At 63.9% G+C, this 14943-nt stretch carries 13 protein-coding genes and 1 pseudogene; 12 read left to right on the top strand and 2 right to left on the bottom strand.

Features of this window, described 5'->3' with window-relative positions:
* Nucleotides 1–16: 16 nt before the first annotated feature.
* The 12 genes and pseudogenes from IVA92_RS29850 (at nucleotide 17) to IVA92_RS29905 (ending at nucleotide 13932) form a co-directional block, all read left to right on the top strand.
* The gene (locus IVA92_RS29850; RefSeq protein ID WP_247278552.1) at nucleotides 17–721 is read left to right on the top strand and encodes an NUDIX hydrolase; all 705 of its coding nucleotides are present in this window, start codon (nucleotides 17–19) and stop codon (nucleotides 719–721) included.
* A gap of 95 nt (nucleotides 722–816) precedes the next feature.
* Nucleotides 817–2127: an ABC transporter substrate-binding protein gene (locus IVA92_RS29855; protein ID WP_247278553.1), complete on the top strand. Its 1311-nt coding sequence runs from the start codon at nucleotides 817–819 to the stop codon at nucleotides 2125–2127.
* Nucleotides 2128–2142: 15 nt separating this feature from the next.
* Nucleotides 2143–2913: an ABC transporter ATP-binding protein gene (locus IVA92_RS29860; RefSeq protein ID WP_247278554.1), complete on the top strand. Its 771-nt coding sequence runs from the start codon at nucleotides 2143–2145 to the stop codon at nucleotides 2911–2913.
* Nucleotides 2913–3617, top strand: coding sequence for an ABC transporter ATP-binding protein (locus IVA92_RS29865; protein WP_247278608.1), 705 nt, complete (start codon nucleotides 2913–2915; stop codon nucleotides 3615–3617). Before IVA92_RS29860 ends, IVA92_RS29865 begins: the two co-directional genes overlap by 1 nt.
* Nucleotides 3618–3623: 6 nt before the next feature.
* Nucleotides 3624–4505, top strand: coding sequence for a branched-chain amino acid ABC transporter permease (locus tag IVA92_RS29870; RefSeq protein ID WP_247278555.1), 882 nt, complete (start codon nucleotides 3624–3626; stop codon nucleotides 4503–4505).
* Nucleotides 4502–5549, top strand: a pseudogene (locus IVA92_RS29875) (branched-chain amino acid ABC transporter permease). The gene IVA92_RS29870 and the pseudogene IVA92_RS29875 overlap by 4 nt, the downstream one beginning before the upstream one ends.
* The gene (locus tag IVA92_RS29880; RefSeq protein ID WP_247278557.1) at nucleotides 5482–6411 is read left to right on the top strand and encodes a polyphosphate kinase 2 family protein; all 930 of its coding nucleotides are present in this window, start codon (nucleotides 5482–5484) and stop codon (nucleotides 6409–6411) included. Before IVA92_RS29875 ends, IVA92_RS29880 begins: the two are co-directional and overlap by 68 nt.
* Nucleotides 6408–7445, top strand: coding sequence for a patatin-like phospholipase family protein (locus IVA92_RS29885; protein WP_247278558.1), 1038 nt, complete (start codon nucleotides 6408–6410; stop codon nucleotides 7443–7445). Before IVA92_RS29880 ends, IVA92_RS29885 begins: the two co-directional genes overlap by 4 nt.
* Nucleotides 7446–8406: 961 nt before the next feature.
* Complete coding sequence (locus IVA92_RS29890; RefSeq protein ID WP_247278559.1) at nucleotides 8407–10737, top strand: mechanosensitive ion channel domain-containing protein; 2331 nt, start codon at nucleotides 8407–8409, stop codon at nucleotides 10735–10737.
* Between the two features lie 542 nt (nucleotides 10738–11279).
* Complete coding sequence (locus IVA92_RS29895; RefSeq protein ID WP_346015503.1) at nucleotides 11280–12932, top strand: NAD-dependent malic enzyme; 1653 nt, start codon at nucleotides 11280–11282, stop codon at nucleotides 12930–12932.
* 234 nt (nucleotides 12933–13166) lie between these two features.
* Nucleotides 13167–13685, top strand: coding sequence for a septal ring lytic transglycosylase RlpA family protein (locus tag IVA92_RS29900; RefSeq protein ID WP_247278560.1), 519 nt, complete (start codon nucleotides 13167–13169; stop codon nucleotides 13683–13685).
* Between the two features lie 91 nt (nucleotides 13686–13776).
* Nucleotides 13777–13932, top strand: coding sequence for a hypothetical protein (locus IVA92_RS29905; RefSeq protein ID WP_247278561.1), 156 nt, complete (start codon nucleotides 13777–13779; stop codon nucleotides 13930–13932).
* Nucleotides 13933–14204: 272 nt separating this feature from the next.
* On the opposite strand, the gene IVA92_RS29910 is transcribed toward IVA92_RS29905, so the two are convergent.
* Nucleotides 14205–14510, bottom strand: coding sequence for a hypothetical protein (locus IVA92_RS29910; RefSeq protein ID WP_247278562.1), 306 nt, complete (start codon nucleotides 14508–14510; stop codon nucleotides 14205–14207).
* An 84-nt stretch (nucleotides 14511–14594) separates the two neighbouring features.
* Nucleotides 14595–14867, bottom strand: coding sequence for a hypothetical protein (locus IVA92_RS29915; protein WP_247278563.1), 273 nt, complete (start codon nucleotides 14865–14867; stop codon nucleotides 14595–14597).
* Nucleotides 14868–14943 lie beyond the last annotated feature (76 nt).

Raw genomic sequence — 14943 nt, forward strand, 5'->3', positions numbered from 1 at the left:
GTAGTGGTCAGGCGTCATGACGTCACCGGTCATTCATCGCGTCACGGCGCTTGATCTTGCGGTGCGGCCGGTCGTGTGGCCGTTCGCCGAGGAGCGTCGCGCCGAGATCGCGGCGCATTTTGCCGAGAAGCAGCGCGAGCGGCCGAAGATCTGGAACGGTCGCGTGCTGCTCGGGCGCGACGCCGTGTTCACGGACGGGCATTTCGCCGCGACCTATTTCGAGACCGATTTCGCCAGCTTCCTCGCCTGGCGCGACTGGGGCTTTCCTGATCCGGCCGTGTTCAACGGTTTTGGCATGGGCGCGCTGCGCACGTCCGACGGCGCCTTCGTCCTGGGCGAGATGGCGCAGCACACGGCCAATTCGGGCCGCATCTATTTCCCTTCGGGCACGCCCGACCTCGACGACATCAGGGACGGCGCTCTCGACATTCCCGGCAGCGTCGTCCGCGAGGTCGCAGAGGAGACGGGGCTGACCGCCGACGACTACGCGGCGGAGGCGGACTGGCACTGCGTGGTCTCCGGTCGTGTGATTGCGATGATTCAAGTCCTCAACCTGGACATGCCGGGCGAGGTGGCCCGCGCCCGGATCGAAGCCAATCTCGCGCGCGAGGCCGAGCCCGAACTGTCGGCCATTCATCTCGTGCGCGGGATGAGCGATCTCACGCCGTCCATGCCGCGATTTGTCACGGCCTTTATAGCGCAGCGGCTCGCCTCTCGCTGACGCGCGAGGCTTGACATCGCTTCGCTCAGCCCATGTGATGGGCGAAAAAGCAAGAGCAACAAGAATGCGATGCACAATCGTCCAGGGAGGTTCTGATGCGCCTGCGCATGGCTACCCGTTTGGTACGTGGGCTGTTGGTCGCGATTGCCGCGGCGGGCTTGGCGGTGTCCGCCCAGGCTCAGGAGAAGAAGATCAAGATCGGCGTCGTCTTCGATTTGACCGGACCTCTCGCCGGCGGCGGCTCCGAGCTCGGCTATATCGGCGCAAAGATCATCCTCGACCATTTCGCCAAGACCGGGGTCGAAGGTTACAAGGTCGAGGCGGTCTACGCCGACGCGCAAAGCAAGCCTGACATCGCCATCAACGAATCTGTCCGCCTGCTCGAGCAGGAGAAGGTCGACATGGTGCTCGGCTTCTTCTCCTCGGCGCAATGCGTACCGGTCGCCGCCCGCGTCGAGCAGCTCAAGAAGTTCATGTGGATCACGACCTGCATCTCGTCGGCCGTGTTCAACGACAAGGGTTACAAATACGTGTTCCGTCCGCAGGCGAGCGGCGACCAGTTCGGCATGATGACGATGGATTTCATCGCGCAGAACGCCAAGGAGAAGTTCGGCAAGGAGCCGAAGGACCTGCGCGTCGCCATCATTCACGAGGACGGGGCCTATGGGGTCGATGTCTCCAAGGGCAACGAGGCCGGTGCGAAGAAGGCCGGCTTCAACATCGTGCTGAAGGAGGGCTATTCGGCGACCGCACCGGACCTCTCCGCGCTGGTGACCAAGCTCAAGCGCGCCAAGCCCGACGTGATCTTCCACACGGGCTACAATCCCGACATTACGCTGCTGCTGCGCCAGGCCCGCGAGCAGGGCCTGAAGTTCGGCGCGTTGATGGGGCATGGCGCCGGTTATGGCGTCTACGAGAAGCTGAAGGAAGGCATGGGCGCGGACGCCGCGTACATCTTCAACACCGACCCGATATCGATCTGGCTCGCCAACCAGAAGACCATGGATCCGAAGCTCCCGCCCGTGATCAAGATGGTCGGCGACGAATTCGACAAGATCAGGCCGGGCGTCGCCATCCGCTCGGCCCATGTCGGCATCGGCGCGTCCAACACGTATGTATTCATGAGCGACGTGCTGCCGCGAGCGATCAAGAAGTATGGCGGTGTCGATCCCGACGCGCTGCGCAAGGCGGCGCTCGACACCGACATTCCCGAGGGCGGCACCATGCTCGGCTTCGGCGTGAAGTTCTACGGTGAGGGCACGCCGATGGCCGGGCAGAACGAACGCTCGTTTCCCGTGGTGATCCAGTACATCGACGACAAGTCCTCCGTGGTGTGGCCCAAGAGCCAGGCGCAGCGCGAGGCGGTGCTGCCGCTGCCGAAAGGCACCACCTACAGCAACCAGTAGCGGCGGAGTGCTTCGGTGTTGGAAGTCAGCGGGCTGGTGAAGCGGTTTGGCGGCTTCACAGCCGTCAACAACGTCTCGTTCAGGGTCGAACAGGGCGAGATCCTCGGCCTGATCGGACCCAACGGCTCGGGCAAGAGCACGATCTTCAACATGCTCTCGGGCACGCTGGCGCCGACCTCCGGTTCGATCTTGTTCGCCGGGAATGAGATCGCAGGCCTTGCGCCGCACCGGATTATCAACCGCGGCATCGGCCGCACCTTCCAGATTCCGCGGCCCTTCCGTCGACTGACCATCTTCGAGAATGTCGCGCTCGCCGGCTTCTACGGCCAGGGCCGCCACAGTCGAGTCAAGGCCGAGGAAGCGGCCGAGCGGTCGCTGGCGATGGTCGGCCTGCCGATTGATCGCCATGCCAGTGTCGATGGACTTGGCGCAGCCGGCCTGAAGAAGCTCGAGCTTGCGAAGGCGCTCGCCACCGCGCCAAAGCTGTTGCTGGCGGACGAAAGCCTCGGCGGCCTCGACGAGACCGAGATGGACCAGGCCGCCGACATGCTGCGCAACATCCGCGACGAGCTCGGCATCACCATCATCTGGGTCGAGCACATCATGGGCGTCTTGATGCGCGTGGTCGATCGCGTCATGGTACTCGATCACGGCGAGAAGATCTCGGAAGGCTTGCCGAGCGCGGTTGCGAGCGACCCGCGGGTGATCGAGGTCTATCTCGGGACTGATGCCGAGACCACGCAGGCCGCGGCCGCCGAAGCGCGCCGTCGCGCGGGAGGGCAATGATGCTGGAGCTCCGCGGCGTCAATGCCGGCTATGGCACGTTCCAGGCGCTGTTCGATGTCAATCTCGACGTCAAGGCCGGCGAAGCCGTCGGCGTCATCGGCCCCAACGGCGCCGGCAAGACCACCTTGATGCGCGTCATCTCCGGCTTGATCCGGCCCTCGCGCGGCTCGATCAAGATGGAAGGTGTTGATGTCGTGGCGACGCCGTCGCACAAGATCGTCAGTTTCGGCATTGCGCATGTGCCGGAGAACCGGCGGCTATTTCCGCAGCTCACGGTGGACGACAATCTCAAGATGGGCGCGTTCATGAGGGAGGCGCGCGCGCACTATGCCCAGCGGCTCGACGTCGTGTTCGAGCTGTTTCCGCGCCTGAAGGAGCGCCGCCACCAACTGGCCGGTACCATGTCCGGCGGCGAGCAGCAGATGTGCGCGATCGGCCGCGCGATGATGTCCAATCCGAAGCTTCTGCTGCTCGACGAGCCGTCGGCGGGCCTCGCGCCAGTCGTAGTGCAGCAGGTGTTCGAGCTGGTGAAGCGGATCCGTGCCAGCGGCCTGACCGTGCTGATCGTCGAGCAGAACGTGCAGCAGGTGCTGAAAGTGGTCGATCGCGCCTATCTGATCGAGGCGGGCACGATCCGCGCTTCCGGCACCTCGGCCGAGATGTTGGCGAGCGACACGGTCAAGGAAGCGTATCTCGGGGTGTGAGGGGGCATGCAGGCATTTCTGGACGTCTTCGACATTTATCTGCTGGAGGCCGTGATCAACGGCATCCTGCTCGGCGGCGTGCTGGCGCTGCTCGCGCTCGGCCTCAACCTGATCTTCGGCGTCATCGACGTGACCTGGATCTGCTATGCCGAGCTCGTGATGATCGGCATGTACGCCATGTATTTCATGGTGCAGTATTACGGCGTCAGCTATTTCATCGCTGCGCCCTTCACTATCCTGCTGGTTGCGCTCCTCGGCGCGGCGCTCCACTACCTCGTGATCGCGCCGCTGCTCACGGCGCCGCCGATCAATCAACTGCTCGCGACCGGCGGCGTGCTGTTCGTGCTCCAGAGCTTTGCCACCGTCGCCTTCGGCATCGACTTCCGCAATCTCGGCATCCGCCTACCGGTGCTCGCCTTCGGCGACATGAATTTCAGCTACGCACGGCTGCTGTCCTTCGTGGCGGCACTGGTCGGCATGGTTGCGGTCTACCTGTTCATGACGCGCACCTTCACCGGCACCGCGATCCGCGCCATCTCGCAGGACCGGCAGATCATGGCGCTGATGGGGGTCGACACCAAGCGGATCTATCTCATCACCTCGGCTCTTGGAGGTGCGCTGGCCGGGCTCGCTGCCTGCCTTCTGGTGCTGCAATATGACGTGCATCCCTTCGTCGGCCTCTCCTTCGGGCCGATCACGTTCCTGATCTGCGTGCTCGGCGGCTTAGGCAATTTCATCGGCGGCTTCATCGCGTCCTTCGTGTTCGCCGAGATCATCTCGCTCGGCGGCCTGTTCTCCGATCTCGAATGGGGCTACGTGCTCGCCTTCGCCTTCTTCATCGTCATGATGTTCATCCGGCCCGCAGGCCTCCTGGCGAGGCGCCGATGATGGGGCAGGGACGACTTGCAGCCTGGGGGATCGGTCTGGCGGCGCTGGTCGCGCTCCCTTTCGTCTATCGTGATCCCTATCACCTGCATATCCTGGTGCTGATCCTGATTTGGTCGTTCGCCTATACGTCCTGGTCGATGATGGGGCGGTTCGGCCTCGTCTCGCTCGGGCACGGCGGCTTCATGGGGATCGGCGCCTATGTCACCGCGCTGTTGTGGAATCACCTCGGCCTATCGCCATGGGTCGGCATTCCCGTCAGCATGGCCGCGGCCGGTGCGCTGGCGCTGATCGTCGGCTATCCCTGCTTCCGCTTCCGCATCACCGGGCATTATTTCGTGCTGGTGACGCTGGCGCTATCAGGCATCGTGCTCCAGGTGATCACCGCGACGCGCGATTATACCGGCGGCTCGCTCGGCTACACGCCGAACCGGGCGTCCGGCAACAGGCTGCTGGCGCTGCAATTCGACGACAAGACCACCTGGTATCTGATCGCGCTCGCGATCTGGCTTTTTGGCATCGTGGTCTGGCACTGGGTCGACCGCAGCATGGCTCGCCATGCGCTGGAGGCGATCTCAGAGGACGAGGATGCCGCCGCCGCGGCCGGCGTCGACGTCACCGCGGAGAAATTGAAGATCACGCTGCTCAGCGCGCTGATGACGGCGCTCGCCGGCGCGATCTACTGCCAGTACCAGATGTTCATCACGCCCGATACTGTCAGCGGCATCGCCGTGTCGCTCCAGATGGTGTTCGCGGCCATCGTCGGCGGCTTGTTCGTCTCGCTCGGCCCGACCGTCGGCGCCATCATCACCATCCTGCTTGCGGAGACCTTGCGCATCGGCTTCGGCACCAGGGCGGTCGGCTGGGACAATCTCGTCTATGGCGTGCTGCTCGTGCTTTTCATCATATTCCTTCCCAAGGGCATTCTTGGTAGCGTGCTCGACCGACTGAAGCCGCAACGCAAGGTGTCCCCGAACTCATGAACAAGAAGCCGTCCAGATCGATCGCCCAGGAGCTCGACCGTTACATTACGCCGTTCCGTTATGATGGATCCGGTAAGTTTCGCCTCAAGGACCACAAGACCGACGAGAAGGGCGATCTCGACAAGGAGAAGGCGCAGGAGATCCTGGAGGCCAACAAGACGCGGCTGATCGCGTTTCAGGAGACGCTCTATGCCCAGGACCGCTGGTCGCTTCTGATCGTATTCCAGGCCATGGACGCCGGCGGCAAGGACAGTGCGATCAAGGCGATCTTCGACGGCATCAATCCGCAGGGCTGCGAGGTCCATTCTTTCAAGGCGCCGAGCAGCAAGGAGCTCGATCACGACTTCCTGTGGCGCCACGTGGTCGCGCTGCCGGAGCGCGGCCGTATCGGCATCTTCAACCGCTCCCATTACGAGGAATGCCTGGTGACGCGGGTGCATCCGGAGATCCTCGCCAAGGAGAAGCTGCCGGCAAAGCTCGTCACCAAGAACATCTGGAAGGAGCGGTTCGAGGACATCTCCGCCTTCGAGCGCTATCTCTGCCGCAACGGCACCGTGGTGCTGAAGTTCTTCCTCAATGTCTCCAAGGAGGAGCAGCGCGAGCGCTTCCTCGACCGGCTGGAAGAGCCGGCCAAGCAGTGGAAGTTCTCGATGGACGATATCAAGGAGCGCGCGCTGTGGCCGCGCTACCAGGCCGTCTATCAGGACATTGTGCGGCACACGTCGACACCTCATGCGCCGTGGTACGTGGTGCCCGCCGACCACAAATGGTTCGCCCGCGTCGTGATCGGCTCCGTGATCAATGCTGCGCTCGAAAGATTGGACCTGAAATTTCCTCGTGTCGACAAGGCCTCGCTGCAGGAGTTCGACGAGGTGCGCAAGGAGCTGGAGAAAGAAGGAAAGGGAGGCAAGAAGCGGGCAAAGTGACAGCCACCGGCACCGCGGATCGCAAGAACGTCAACTTCGCGCTCCAGGGCGGCGGCGCGCACGGCGCCTTCGTCTGGGGCGTGCTCGACCAGGTGCTCGAGGACGGCAGGCTCGCGATCGAAGCGATCAGCGCCACCAGCGCCGGCGCGATGAATGCGGTGGCGCTGGCCTCCGGCATGGCAAACGGGGGCGCGGAGGCGGCGCGGCAGAGCCTGCACGCATTCTGGTACGAAGTCTCGCGCATGGACAGGGCGTACGATTTGCTCTCGCCGCTCAACCAGTGGATCCAGGCCCTGAAGCTGCCGCCGGAATATCATCCGGTCCACGCCGTCATCCACACGCTGACGCACACGCTGCCGCCGAACCTGCTCAATCCGTTCCACTTCAATCCGCTCCGCTCGCTGCTGCAGCGCGTGGTCGATTTCGACAGGCTCAATTCCTCGCCCGAGGCGCCGCAGCTTTTTCTCAACGCCACCAACGTCCGCACCGGCAAGATCAAGGTATTCCAGAGCCCGTTTCTCACCGCAGAAACCGTGCTCGCCTCGGCCTGCCTGCCGCCCTATTTTCAGGCCGTCGAGATCGACGGCGAGCATTATTGGGATGGCGGCTATCTCGGCAATCCCGCGATCTACCCGCTCATCTACCGCAAGGGCAGCCACGACGTTATCATCGTGCAGGTCACGGCGATCCGGCGCGACGCGCTGCCGACCAGTGCGGCTGACGTCCTCCACCGCATCAACGAGATCAGCTTCAATTCGTCGTTGATGCGAGAAATGCGCGCGATCGCCTTCGCCACGCGGCTGATCGACGACGGCGAGCTCGACAGCGACAGGCACAGCCGCATGTACATGCACTGGATCGGCAACGACCAGCTGATGTCGCAGCTCGGCACGGCCACGCAATTCCACCCGGAATGGAGCCTGTTGTGCCGCCTGCGCGACGAGGGCCGCGCGGCGGCGCAAAGCTGGCTGGCGCAAAACTTCGACCGGGTCGGGAAGTCCTCGTCGGTCGATCTGGCAGATATGTTTCTCTAGGCAAGCCGGCCATGGACAAAAACTGCGAAAACAACCCCATGCACAGTAGCCGGGGATAGTGGAATCAATGGCTTGCCGGTCACGTCGCGCGCTTGCGGATTTTACGAAGTCGGTTTGACACGTCGGGCAAAACAGGAGCATGATGTCACCATGCCCCGTTCAGGGAACTCGCGCCTTCAAATGTGATCCTTCAGATCATCGATCCCGCTTGACAGTTTTGTGTCTCGGGAGGAGCATCGCAGTGGTCGCAAACAAGCGACGCGCAACGTCCACCTCATGAGCAAGGGGAGGTCTATGACACCACCTCCGCAGATCCAGCCGCTAAGTGCGATGGAGCTCGTTCGGACTATCGCATAGCGGCGAAACCGCGAACGGCACGCCGGGTCAAGGTTTAGCGGGCTGCATCAGTGAGGCAAAGCCCCTACCTTCCCGGCGCTGTATTTTGCATCACGTCGATCATGGGCTGGCCGCGCCGAGGCCCGCCGCGACGTACGTATTGAAGTCCTGCCTTGTCCCTCCTCCCTCCCTGTCGTCATTCCGGGCCAATTCCCGGAATGGCGCAGGGCAGTCGCATGCGATCTCTTGGACCGGCCTGAGCAAGCGCCTCGTCCTTCGAGACGACCGCTCCGCGGTCTCCTCAGGATGAGGCTAATTGGCCTCGAGTCCCCGCCAAAGCGGGCGGCTCGAAGGATCGGCCGCAGGGATTCCGCTTCCCAGATGCGATAGCGTTGCGGAACAGCGGGAGAGCCCTTGCGCGCGCAGTGTTCTCATGACGTCTCAGCTGCGCTGAGCCCGCGCCATCTTCGATCCTGCATTGCGGCAAATGCCAAGAGAATGTCGCCTCGAAGGCCAACTTCCGACACAGGTCCGGGGCGAATAACGGTCATCCGACATGACGCATGTGCTTCGGTGGTGACGATTCCGACTCCGCCGGCGCATCTGTTTTATCCAAGGAATCTTCGTGTCGCATAAGTTCGCCCCGGCGCTCCTCGCTGCTCTCTTCCTCGCGATCTCATCTCTCTGCGGCGCCCGCGCCGAGACGCCGGCTGCGAGCAGTACGGCCGCGCTGTCGCCTGAGGAAGCCAAGCGCGCGCTGGAGACACTGCAGGACGACAAGAAGCGTGCGCACATGATCGACACGCTGCGCGCGATCGCGAATGCATCTGGTCAGCAGCCGGCACCGGCCGCGCCTGAGCAGAAATCGCCGATCCCGCTCTCGGCCGATGGCCTCGGTGCACAGCTCCTGCTCACCGTGTCGGAGGAGATCGGTTCGATATCGAGCGAGATCGCCAGCATGGCGCGGACGCTCACGCATTTTCCGGCGTTCTATTACTGGATCATGCGGACCGCGAACGATCCCGCCGCCTACAATCTTTTGATCGAGACCGCCTGGAAGCTGGCGCTGGTGCTCGGCTGCGCCCTTTCGGCCGAATGGGTGATGTTCCGCCTAATCCGGCGTCCGGTTGCGTTCCTGGAAGGACGCGTGCCGCAGACCGCGCGCCTGCCAGCACAGGCGCTGCCGATTGCCGATCCGCCGTCATCGGTGGCCGATGTCACCCCCGCGCCCGAACTGCACAGGCGCCGCCACAGTCTGGCGCGGGTCTGGCAGATCCTGCTGCGGGTGCCCTTCGTGCTGGGACGCCTCGTGCTCGAACTGCTGCCGGTGGTCGTCTTCGTGGGCATCGCCACCGCGCTGCTCGGGACCGAGATCGGCGAGCCCACGACAGTACGTCTCGTGATCCTCGCGGTCGTCAACGCCTATGCGTTCTCCCGCGGCCTCATCTGCGTGATCCGGGCGCTGGCGGGACCGTTCGGCCTGTTCCCGGTTCGGGCCGAGACCGCAGCCTACGTCGAGATCTGGGCGCGCCGCATCGTCGGCGTCGGCATATCCGGCATCGCCTTTGCCAATGTGGCCCTGCTGCTCGGCCTGCATCGTGCCGGCTATGCCGCGCTGCTGCGCATGGTGATGCTGGTCGTGCACCTCTTCATCGTCGTCATCATCCTGCAATGCCGCCGCCAGGTCGCCGAAGCGATCCGTGCGCCGGCCGACCGGCAGGGGATCGCGGCCCGTCTGCGCAATCGCATCGCCGGCGGCTGGCACTATCTTGCCATCGGGCTCGATCTTGCGCTGTGGGCCGTGTGGGCGCTCAACATCCGCAACGGCTATTCGCTGCTCTTGCAGTATTTCGTCGGGACGGTCGTGGTGGCGCTGATGACTCGCGTCGCCATCATGCTGACGCTGAGCCTGATCGACCGCGGCTTCCGGATCAGGCCGGAGATCCTTCAGCGCTTTCCCGGCCTCGAGATCCGTGCCAACCGCTATCTACCGCTGCTGCGCAAGATCGTATCTGGCGTGATCGCCTTCATCGGCTTCGTGGCGGTGCTCGAAGTCTGGGGCGTGGACGCGATCGTCTGGTTCTACGGCGGCCAGATCGGCAGCCGGCTGATCTCGGCCGTGATGACGATCGGCGTCGCAGTGTTCATCGCGGCCGCGATCTGGGAAGCCAGCAACGCGCTGCTGGACCGGCAGATCAATACGCTGTCCCGGGACGGACATTATGCCCGCGCCGCGCGTCTACGTACCTTCCAGCCGATGCTGCGGACGGCGCTGCTCTGCCTGATCGCCGCCGTCGTCGGCCTCACCACGCTGAGCGAAATCGGCGTCAACGTCGCCCCGCTGCTCGCGGGCGCCGGCATCGTCGGCATTGCCATCGGCTTCGGTTCGCAGAAGCTGGTGCAGGACCTCATCACGGGCCTGTTCCTGCTCCTGGAGAACACGGTGCAGGTCGGCGACAATGTCAGCGTGTCCGGGCTGTCAGGCGTGGTGGAGAATGTCTCGATCCGCACCATCCGCCTGCGCGCCGGCGATGGCGCCGTGCACATCGTGCCGTTCAGCGCGGTCACGACCATCACCAATGCCAGCCGTGGCGCCGGCAACGCTTCCGTCAGCGTCAACGTCGCCTACAAGGAAGATACCGACCGCGCCGGTCAGATTCTCAAGGACATCGTTGACGAGATGCGGCGCGAGCCGGAGTTCCGTGCGCTGATCCGTGGCGATCTCGAGCTCTGGGGCATCGACAAGGTCGATGGCGCAATGGTGTCGATCGTCGGCCAGATCCGCTGCACCGAGGCCGGCCGCTGGCCCGTCCAGCGTGAATTCAACCGCCGCATGAAGCTGCGCTTCCAGCAGAGCGGCATCGAGGTCGCCTCGGCGACCCAGACCATCTTGATGCAGATCGCGCCGCCGGCCGACAGCGCCGCCAATCTGACGCCCAGACGGGCGGCCGGATAGCGGCTCTATCATCTTCCGGCTTGCCTCCGCTCGCCCGGCAGCGTTCACTCCGGCATCAGCCCGCTGACGACAAGCGGGCGACAAAAGGGTGGGACGCCGCGGCGCTCGCGGCCGTCCAGAGGGCCGAGACCGAGAAACGGTGGCCGATCGTAAGGTCCGCCGACATCAAGGTTGAGTAGTGCTGCCGCCTCATAACACTTCCTCATCGTGACAGATCGTGAGGTATTCTCGTCATTCCGGGGCGCGACGAAGTCGCGAGCCCGGAATCCATTGGGCCGCAGAGACGGCCGCGGAATGGATTCCGGGTTCGCGCCGACGCGCGCCCGGGAATGACGAGGGGAGAGAGCAGGCTCTCAATTCGCATCATGAGGAGCAAGAGCTTGCGGCGTTAACCTTTGCGTCGCGCGCGACCTGCGATCTCGCGCGACGATCTCGCTGCGGTGCGAGATCACAATAGATGCCTCAGTCCCAACGTCCTTGATCTCGGGGGAGCGCTGGCCGACAATGTCCGCGGTTCAATAAGAAACTCCTTGGGGGAATTCGTGAATAGACCTGCCCGGGTCGCTGCCCAACCGACATCGTCCGATCAATCACACGGCATGACGCTGCTGCGCGATCCCCTGCTCAACAAGGGCACCGCCTTCACCGAATCCGAGCGCGACGCGCTGGGCCTGCGCGGCCTGCTGCCGCCTTGCGTGCTGACAATGGAGACGCAAGCTCAGCGCGTGCTGACCAATCTGCGCACGCTGCCGACCGATCTGGAGAAATACGTCGCTCTGAACGCGCTGCATGACCGCAATGAGGCGCTGTTCTTCCGCGTCGTCGTCGACAACATCGACGAGATCCAGCCGATCATCTATACCCCGACCGTCGGGCTCGCCTGCCAGAAATACGGCCTGATCTTCCAGCGGCCGCGCGGCATGTTCATCTCCTCGCGCGATCGCGGCCAGATCGCCGAGATCCTGAAGAACTGGCCCTATCCGGCCAGGCTGATCGTCGTCACTGACGGCGAGCGCATCCTGGGCCTCGGCGATCTCGGCGCCAACGGCATGGGGATTCCGGTCGGCAAGCTCTCGCTCTATTCGGCCTGCGCCGGTGTGCATCCCGAGCTGTGCCTGCCGATCGTGCTCGACGTCGGCACCAACAACGAAGAGCTCTTGAACGATCCCTATTATCTCGGCCTGCGCGAGCGGCGGCTGACGGGCGAGGCCTATGACAGCTTCGTCGACGAATTCATGCAGGCCGCGCGCAAGACATTCCCGGGCGTGCTGATCCAGTTCGAGGATTTCGCCAACCATTCGGCGTTCAAGCTGCTGCACAAATACCGGGATGAGGCCTGCGTCTTCAACGACGACATCCAGGGCACCGCGGCGGTGGCGCTCGCTGGTCTGTTCTCGGCTCTCCGCGTCTCCGCCGGCAAGCTCAGGGATCAGCGCATCCTGTTCCTCGGCGCTGGCGAGGCGGCGACCGGCATCGCCGATCTCGTGGTTTCCGCCATGATGGCGGAAGGGCTGGCGGAGGCCGAAGCGCTCCGGCGCAACTGGCTGGTGGATTCCCGCGGCCTCGTCGTCAGCGGCCGCGATGGCCTGTCCGGCCACAAGCTGCGCTATGCCCATGCCGGCCAGGCGCCGATCGCCGATTTCCTGACTGCGATCAAGACGCTGAAGCCGACGGCGATCATCGGTGTCGCCGCTGTCGGCGGTGCCTTCACCCCCGAGGTGCTAAAGGCGATGGCCGAACTCAACGAGCAGCCGATCGTGTTTGCGCTCTCCAATCCGACCTCGAAGGCCGAGTGCGCGGCGGAGGATGCCTACCGCTACACCGGGGGCCGCGCGCTGTTCGCCTGCGGCAGCCCGTACGATCCGGTGACGCTCAACGGCCGCACCTTCGTGCCGCGCCAGGGCAACAATTCCTACATCTTCCCCGGCGTCGGCCTCGGTGTCGTCGCCAGCCGCTCGCGCCTCGTCACCGACGAAATGTTCATGGCGGCCGCCCACACGCTCGCCGATTGCGTCGGCAAGGACGACCTCGCGCAAGGCAGCCTTTATCCGGCGCTGCCACGCATCCGCGAGGTCTCGGTCCGCATCGCCGCCGCCGTCGCAGACGTCGCCTTTCAGCGCGGCCTCGCTGACGGACCTGCGCCCAACGACGTGAAGGCCCTGGTGCAGTCGCAGATGTACGAGCCGCGTTACTAAGGTCGGCGGCATATCCGCGCGCGGACCCAAAACACTGGGTGCCTGCCACATTTAGCGTAGCGCCGGAGGTTTACGCACCGGCGTGCCGCTAACCCGCGCCTGTTCAGGACAAGGCCAGTGTGGTGGAATCGTCACAGCTGGCGCGAAACGGAGGCGGCCTCAGGCCTGCTTTTGTTCCGACAAGGTTCTGCCCTCATTGCCCACCGAAAATCGGGGCCGTTCGGAGGGCGTACCATGTCTCGCATTGCACGTGCCGAAGCTGCCCGGATTTCCTTCGCAACCTCGTGCCGGCTGCTGCTCGCGATCGGCGGCGCCGCCTCGCTCGCCGCCTGCGCGCAATCGCCGGTCAGCCGCCAGAAGGCCGATCTCGCCGGCACCAGCCGGCAGGCCGCGGTGGAGCGCCCGCACAGGGTGGCGGCGCTGCATCCAAGGCCGATCATGAGGTCGCGCGGCTCCGACGGTGACGCAAAGCAGACCGCCTCGCATGGCGTTGCCAGCTTCTATTCGGATACGGAGACCGCGAGCGGCGAGAAGTTCGACAAGAACGAATTGACCGCGGCGCATCCGAGCCTGCCGTTCGGCACCAAGCTGCGGGTGACCGATACCTCCTCCGGCCGCTTCGTGACCGTCAGGGTCAACGATCGCGGGCCCTATGTTCGCGGACGCGTGGTCGATATCTCCCCTTCCGCGGCCGAGGCGCTCGGCATGGTCGACAAAGGCATCACCAATGTCCGCCTCGACGTCGTGCAATGAGCCTCAAGCCGCTCGCAGTGCTTAACCGGCTGTTAGTTGCTCTGTCGCACCATACCTGTCCAGCAATCCGGGGCTTTGGGGGAGGCGGCGCTTGAACACGATCCAGTATCTCGAAGATCAGGCCGCGCGCGCTGAGCGGCTGGCCAAACGGATCACGGATGCGCTGACGATCGAAAAACTCCTGACCTTCGCGGGCGAGCGCCGCCGCGAGATCGAGGTGATCGGCGGCAAGCACCGGCGCGTTTAGCATCCGCCGTTCCATGCTCTGATTGCATCCGCCCTCGCCGCGAGGCGCGGAACTTCTGCTTTTTCCCGACGTCATCTCGGTGATGCAAGAGGAGGAGGAGATCATGGGTTTTGGACGAGGTGCTTTGCTTTGGTTGCTTGGCGTACCGCTGCCGATCGTTCTGCTGCTGGCATTGTTCTGGCACCACTAAGCGTGTCACGCCGATAAGCGTGTCACACGAAAAGCGCCGCGCAAGCGGCGCTTTTTTTGCCCGCGCAATCGGAGAAGCGGGCTCAGGAATGGCTTTCGACGAAGTCGCTGAGATAATCCGGCAGCTCTACACCGTCGATGTCGCAGCGCGCGCGGATCTCGCCGGCGACATCGGTCGAAATGTCCTTCATCCAATGCTCGAGCGTGTTGAATGAAATCACCTTGATCGGGTCGTTGAAGCATCCGGCGACAAGCTCGCCGATGGTGGCTTCGAGATCGCTGCGCTCGATGCGGATTTCAGTCGCCTCGTCGCGGCGATCGATCACCACGAACAGGGTCTGGTCTGCGCCGTAGGGCACGACGGGGGATGACACGCCGGCGTCAAGCATCTTGAGGCGCTCATGTCTTTGCTTCCGATCCCTGACAACGGGAAAAACCGGAAGAAGGTTCCTGCTCGCGTGCTTGTGAAGGCCTCAGAGAAATTCCCTTAAGCGCGAGAGCTCGATGACGTGCTCGGGCGAAAGGATTTCAGTGACGAGCGGTGGTTGCGCCACGGTGCGAATCTCATAGAGGTGCCGAGTCGTCGCCGGCTTCTGCATGAAGGCCGAGATGCACTCGTCGAGCGTGCCTTCACTCACCTGGTAGGATTCTCTGTCCAGCCTTCGCTGGTTTGCAAGCGACGGCCATTTATGCAGCACCGCAAGCGCGCCGAAATCGACCTTTGAATCCCCGACCACGTCCCCCATCGTCCTGCCTCACGCAAAAGACGACCCCAGCACACGGGGTCGCGTGCCGGGGCCTACACACTTGTCGCTGCATCTC

This window comes from Bradyrhizobium sp. 154 (assembly GCF_023073875.1).
In the GTDB taxonomy this organism is placed as follows: Bacteria; Pseudomonadota; Alphaproteobacteria; order Rhizobiales; family Xanthobacteraceae; genus Bradyrhizobium.

What these genes read in the sequence shown, in the direction of transcription:
- IVA92_RS29910 (WP_247278562.1), bottom strand. Translation starts at nt 14,510, where the DNA reads ATGCTTGACGCCGGCGTGTCATCCCCCGTCGTGCCCTACGGCGCAGAC.
- IVA92_RS29880 (WP_247278557.1), top strand. Translation starts at nt 5,482, where the DNA reads ATGAACAAGAAGCCGTCCAGATCGATCGCCCAGGAGCTCGACCGTTAC.
- IVA92_RS29855 (WP_247278553.1), top strand. Translation starts at nt 817, where the DNA reads ATGCGCCTGCGCATGGCTACCCGTTTGGTACGTGGGCTGTTGGTCGCG.
- IVA92_RS29870 (WP_247278555.1), top strand. Translation starts at nt 3,624, where the DNA reads ATGCAGGCATTTCTGGACGTCTTCGACATTTATCTGCTGGAGGCCGTG.
- IVA92_RS29915 (WP_247278563.1), bottom strand. Translation starts at nt 14,867, where the DNA reads ATGGGGGACGTGGTCGGGGATTCAAAGGTCGATTTCGGCGCGCTTGCG.
- IVA92_RS29900 (WP_247278560.1), top strand. Translation starts at nt 13,167, where the DNA reads ATGTCTCGCATTGCACGTGCCGAAGCTGCCCGGATTTCCTTCGCAACC.
- IVA92_RS29865 (WP_247278608.1), top strand. Translation starts at nt 2,913, where the DNA reads ATGCTGGAGCTCCGCGGCGTCAATGCCGGCTATGGCACGTTCCAGGCG.
- IVA92_RS29850 (WP_247278552.1), top strand. Translation starts at nt 17, where the DNA reads ATGACGTCACCGGTCATTCATCGCGTCACGGCGCTTGATCTTGCGGTG.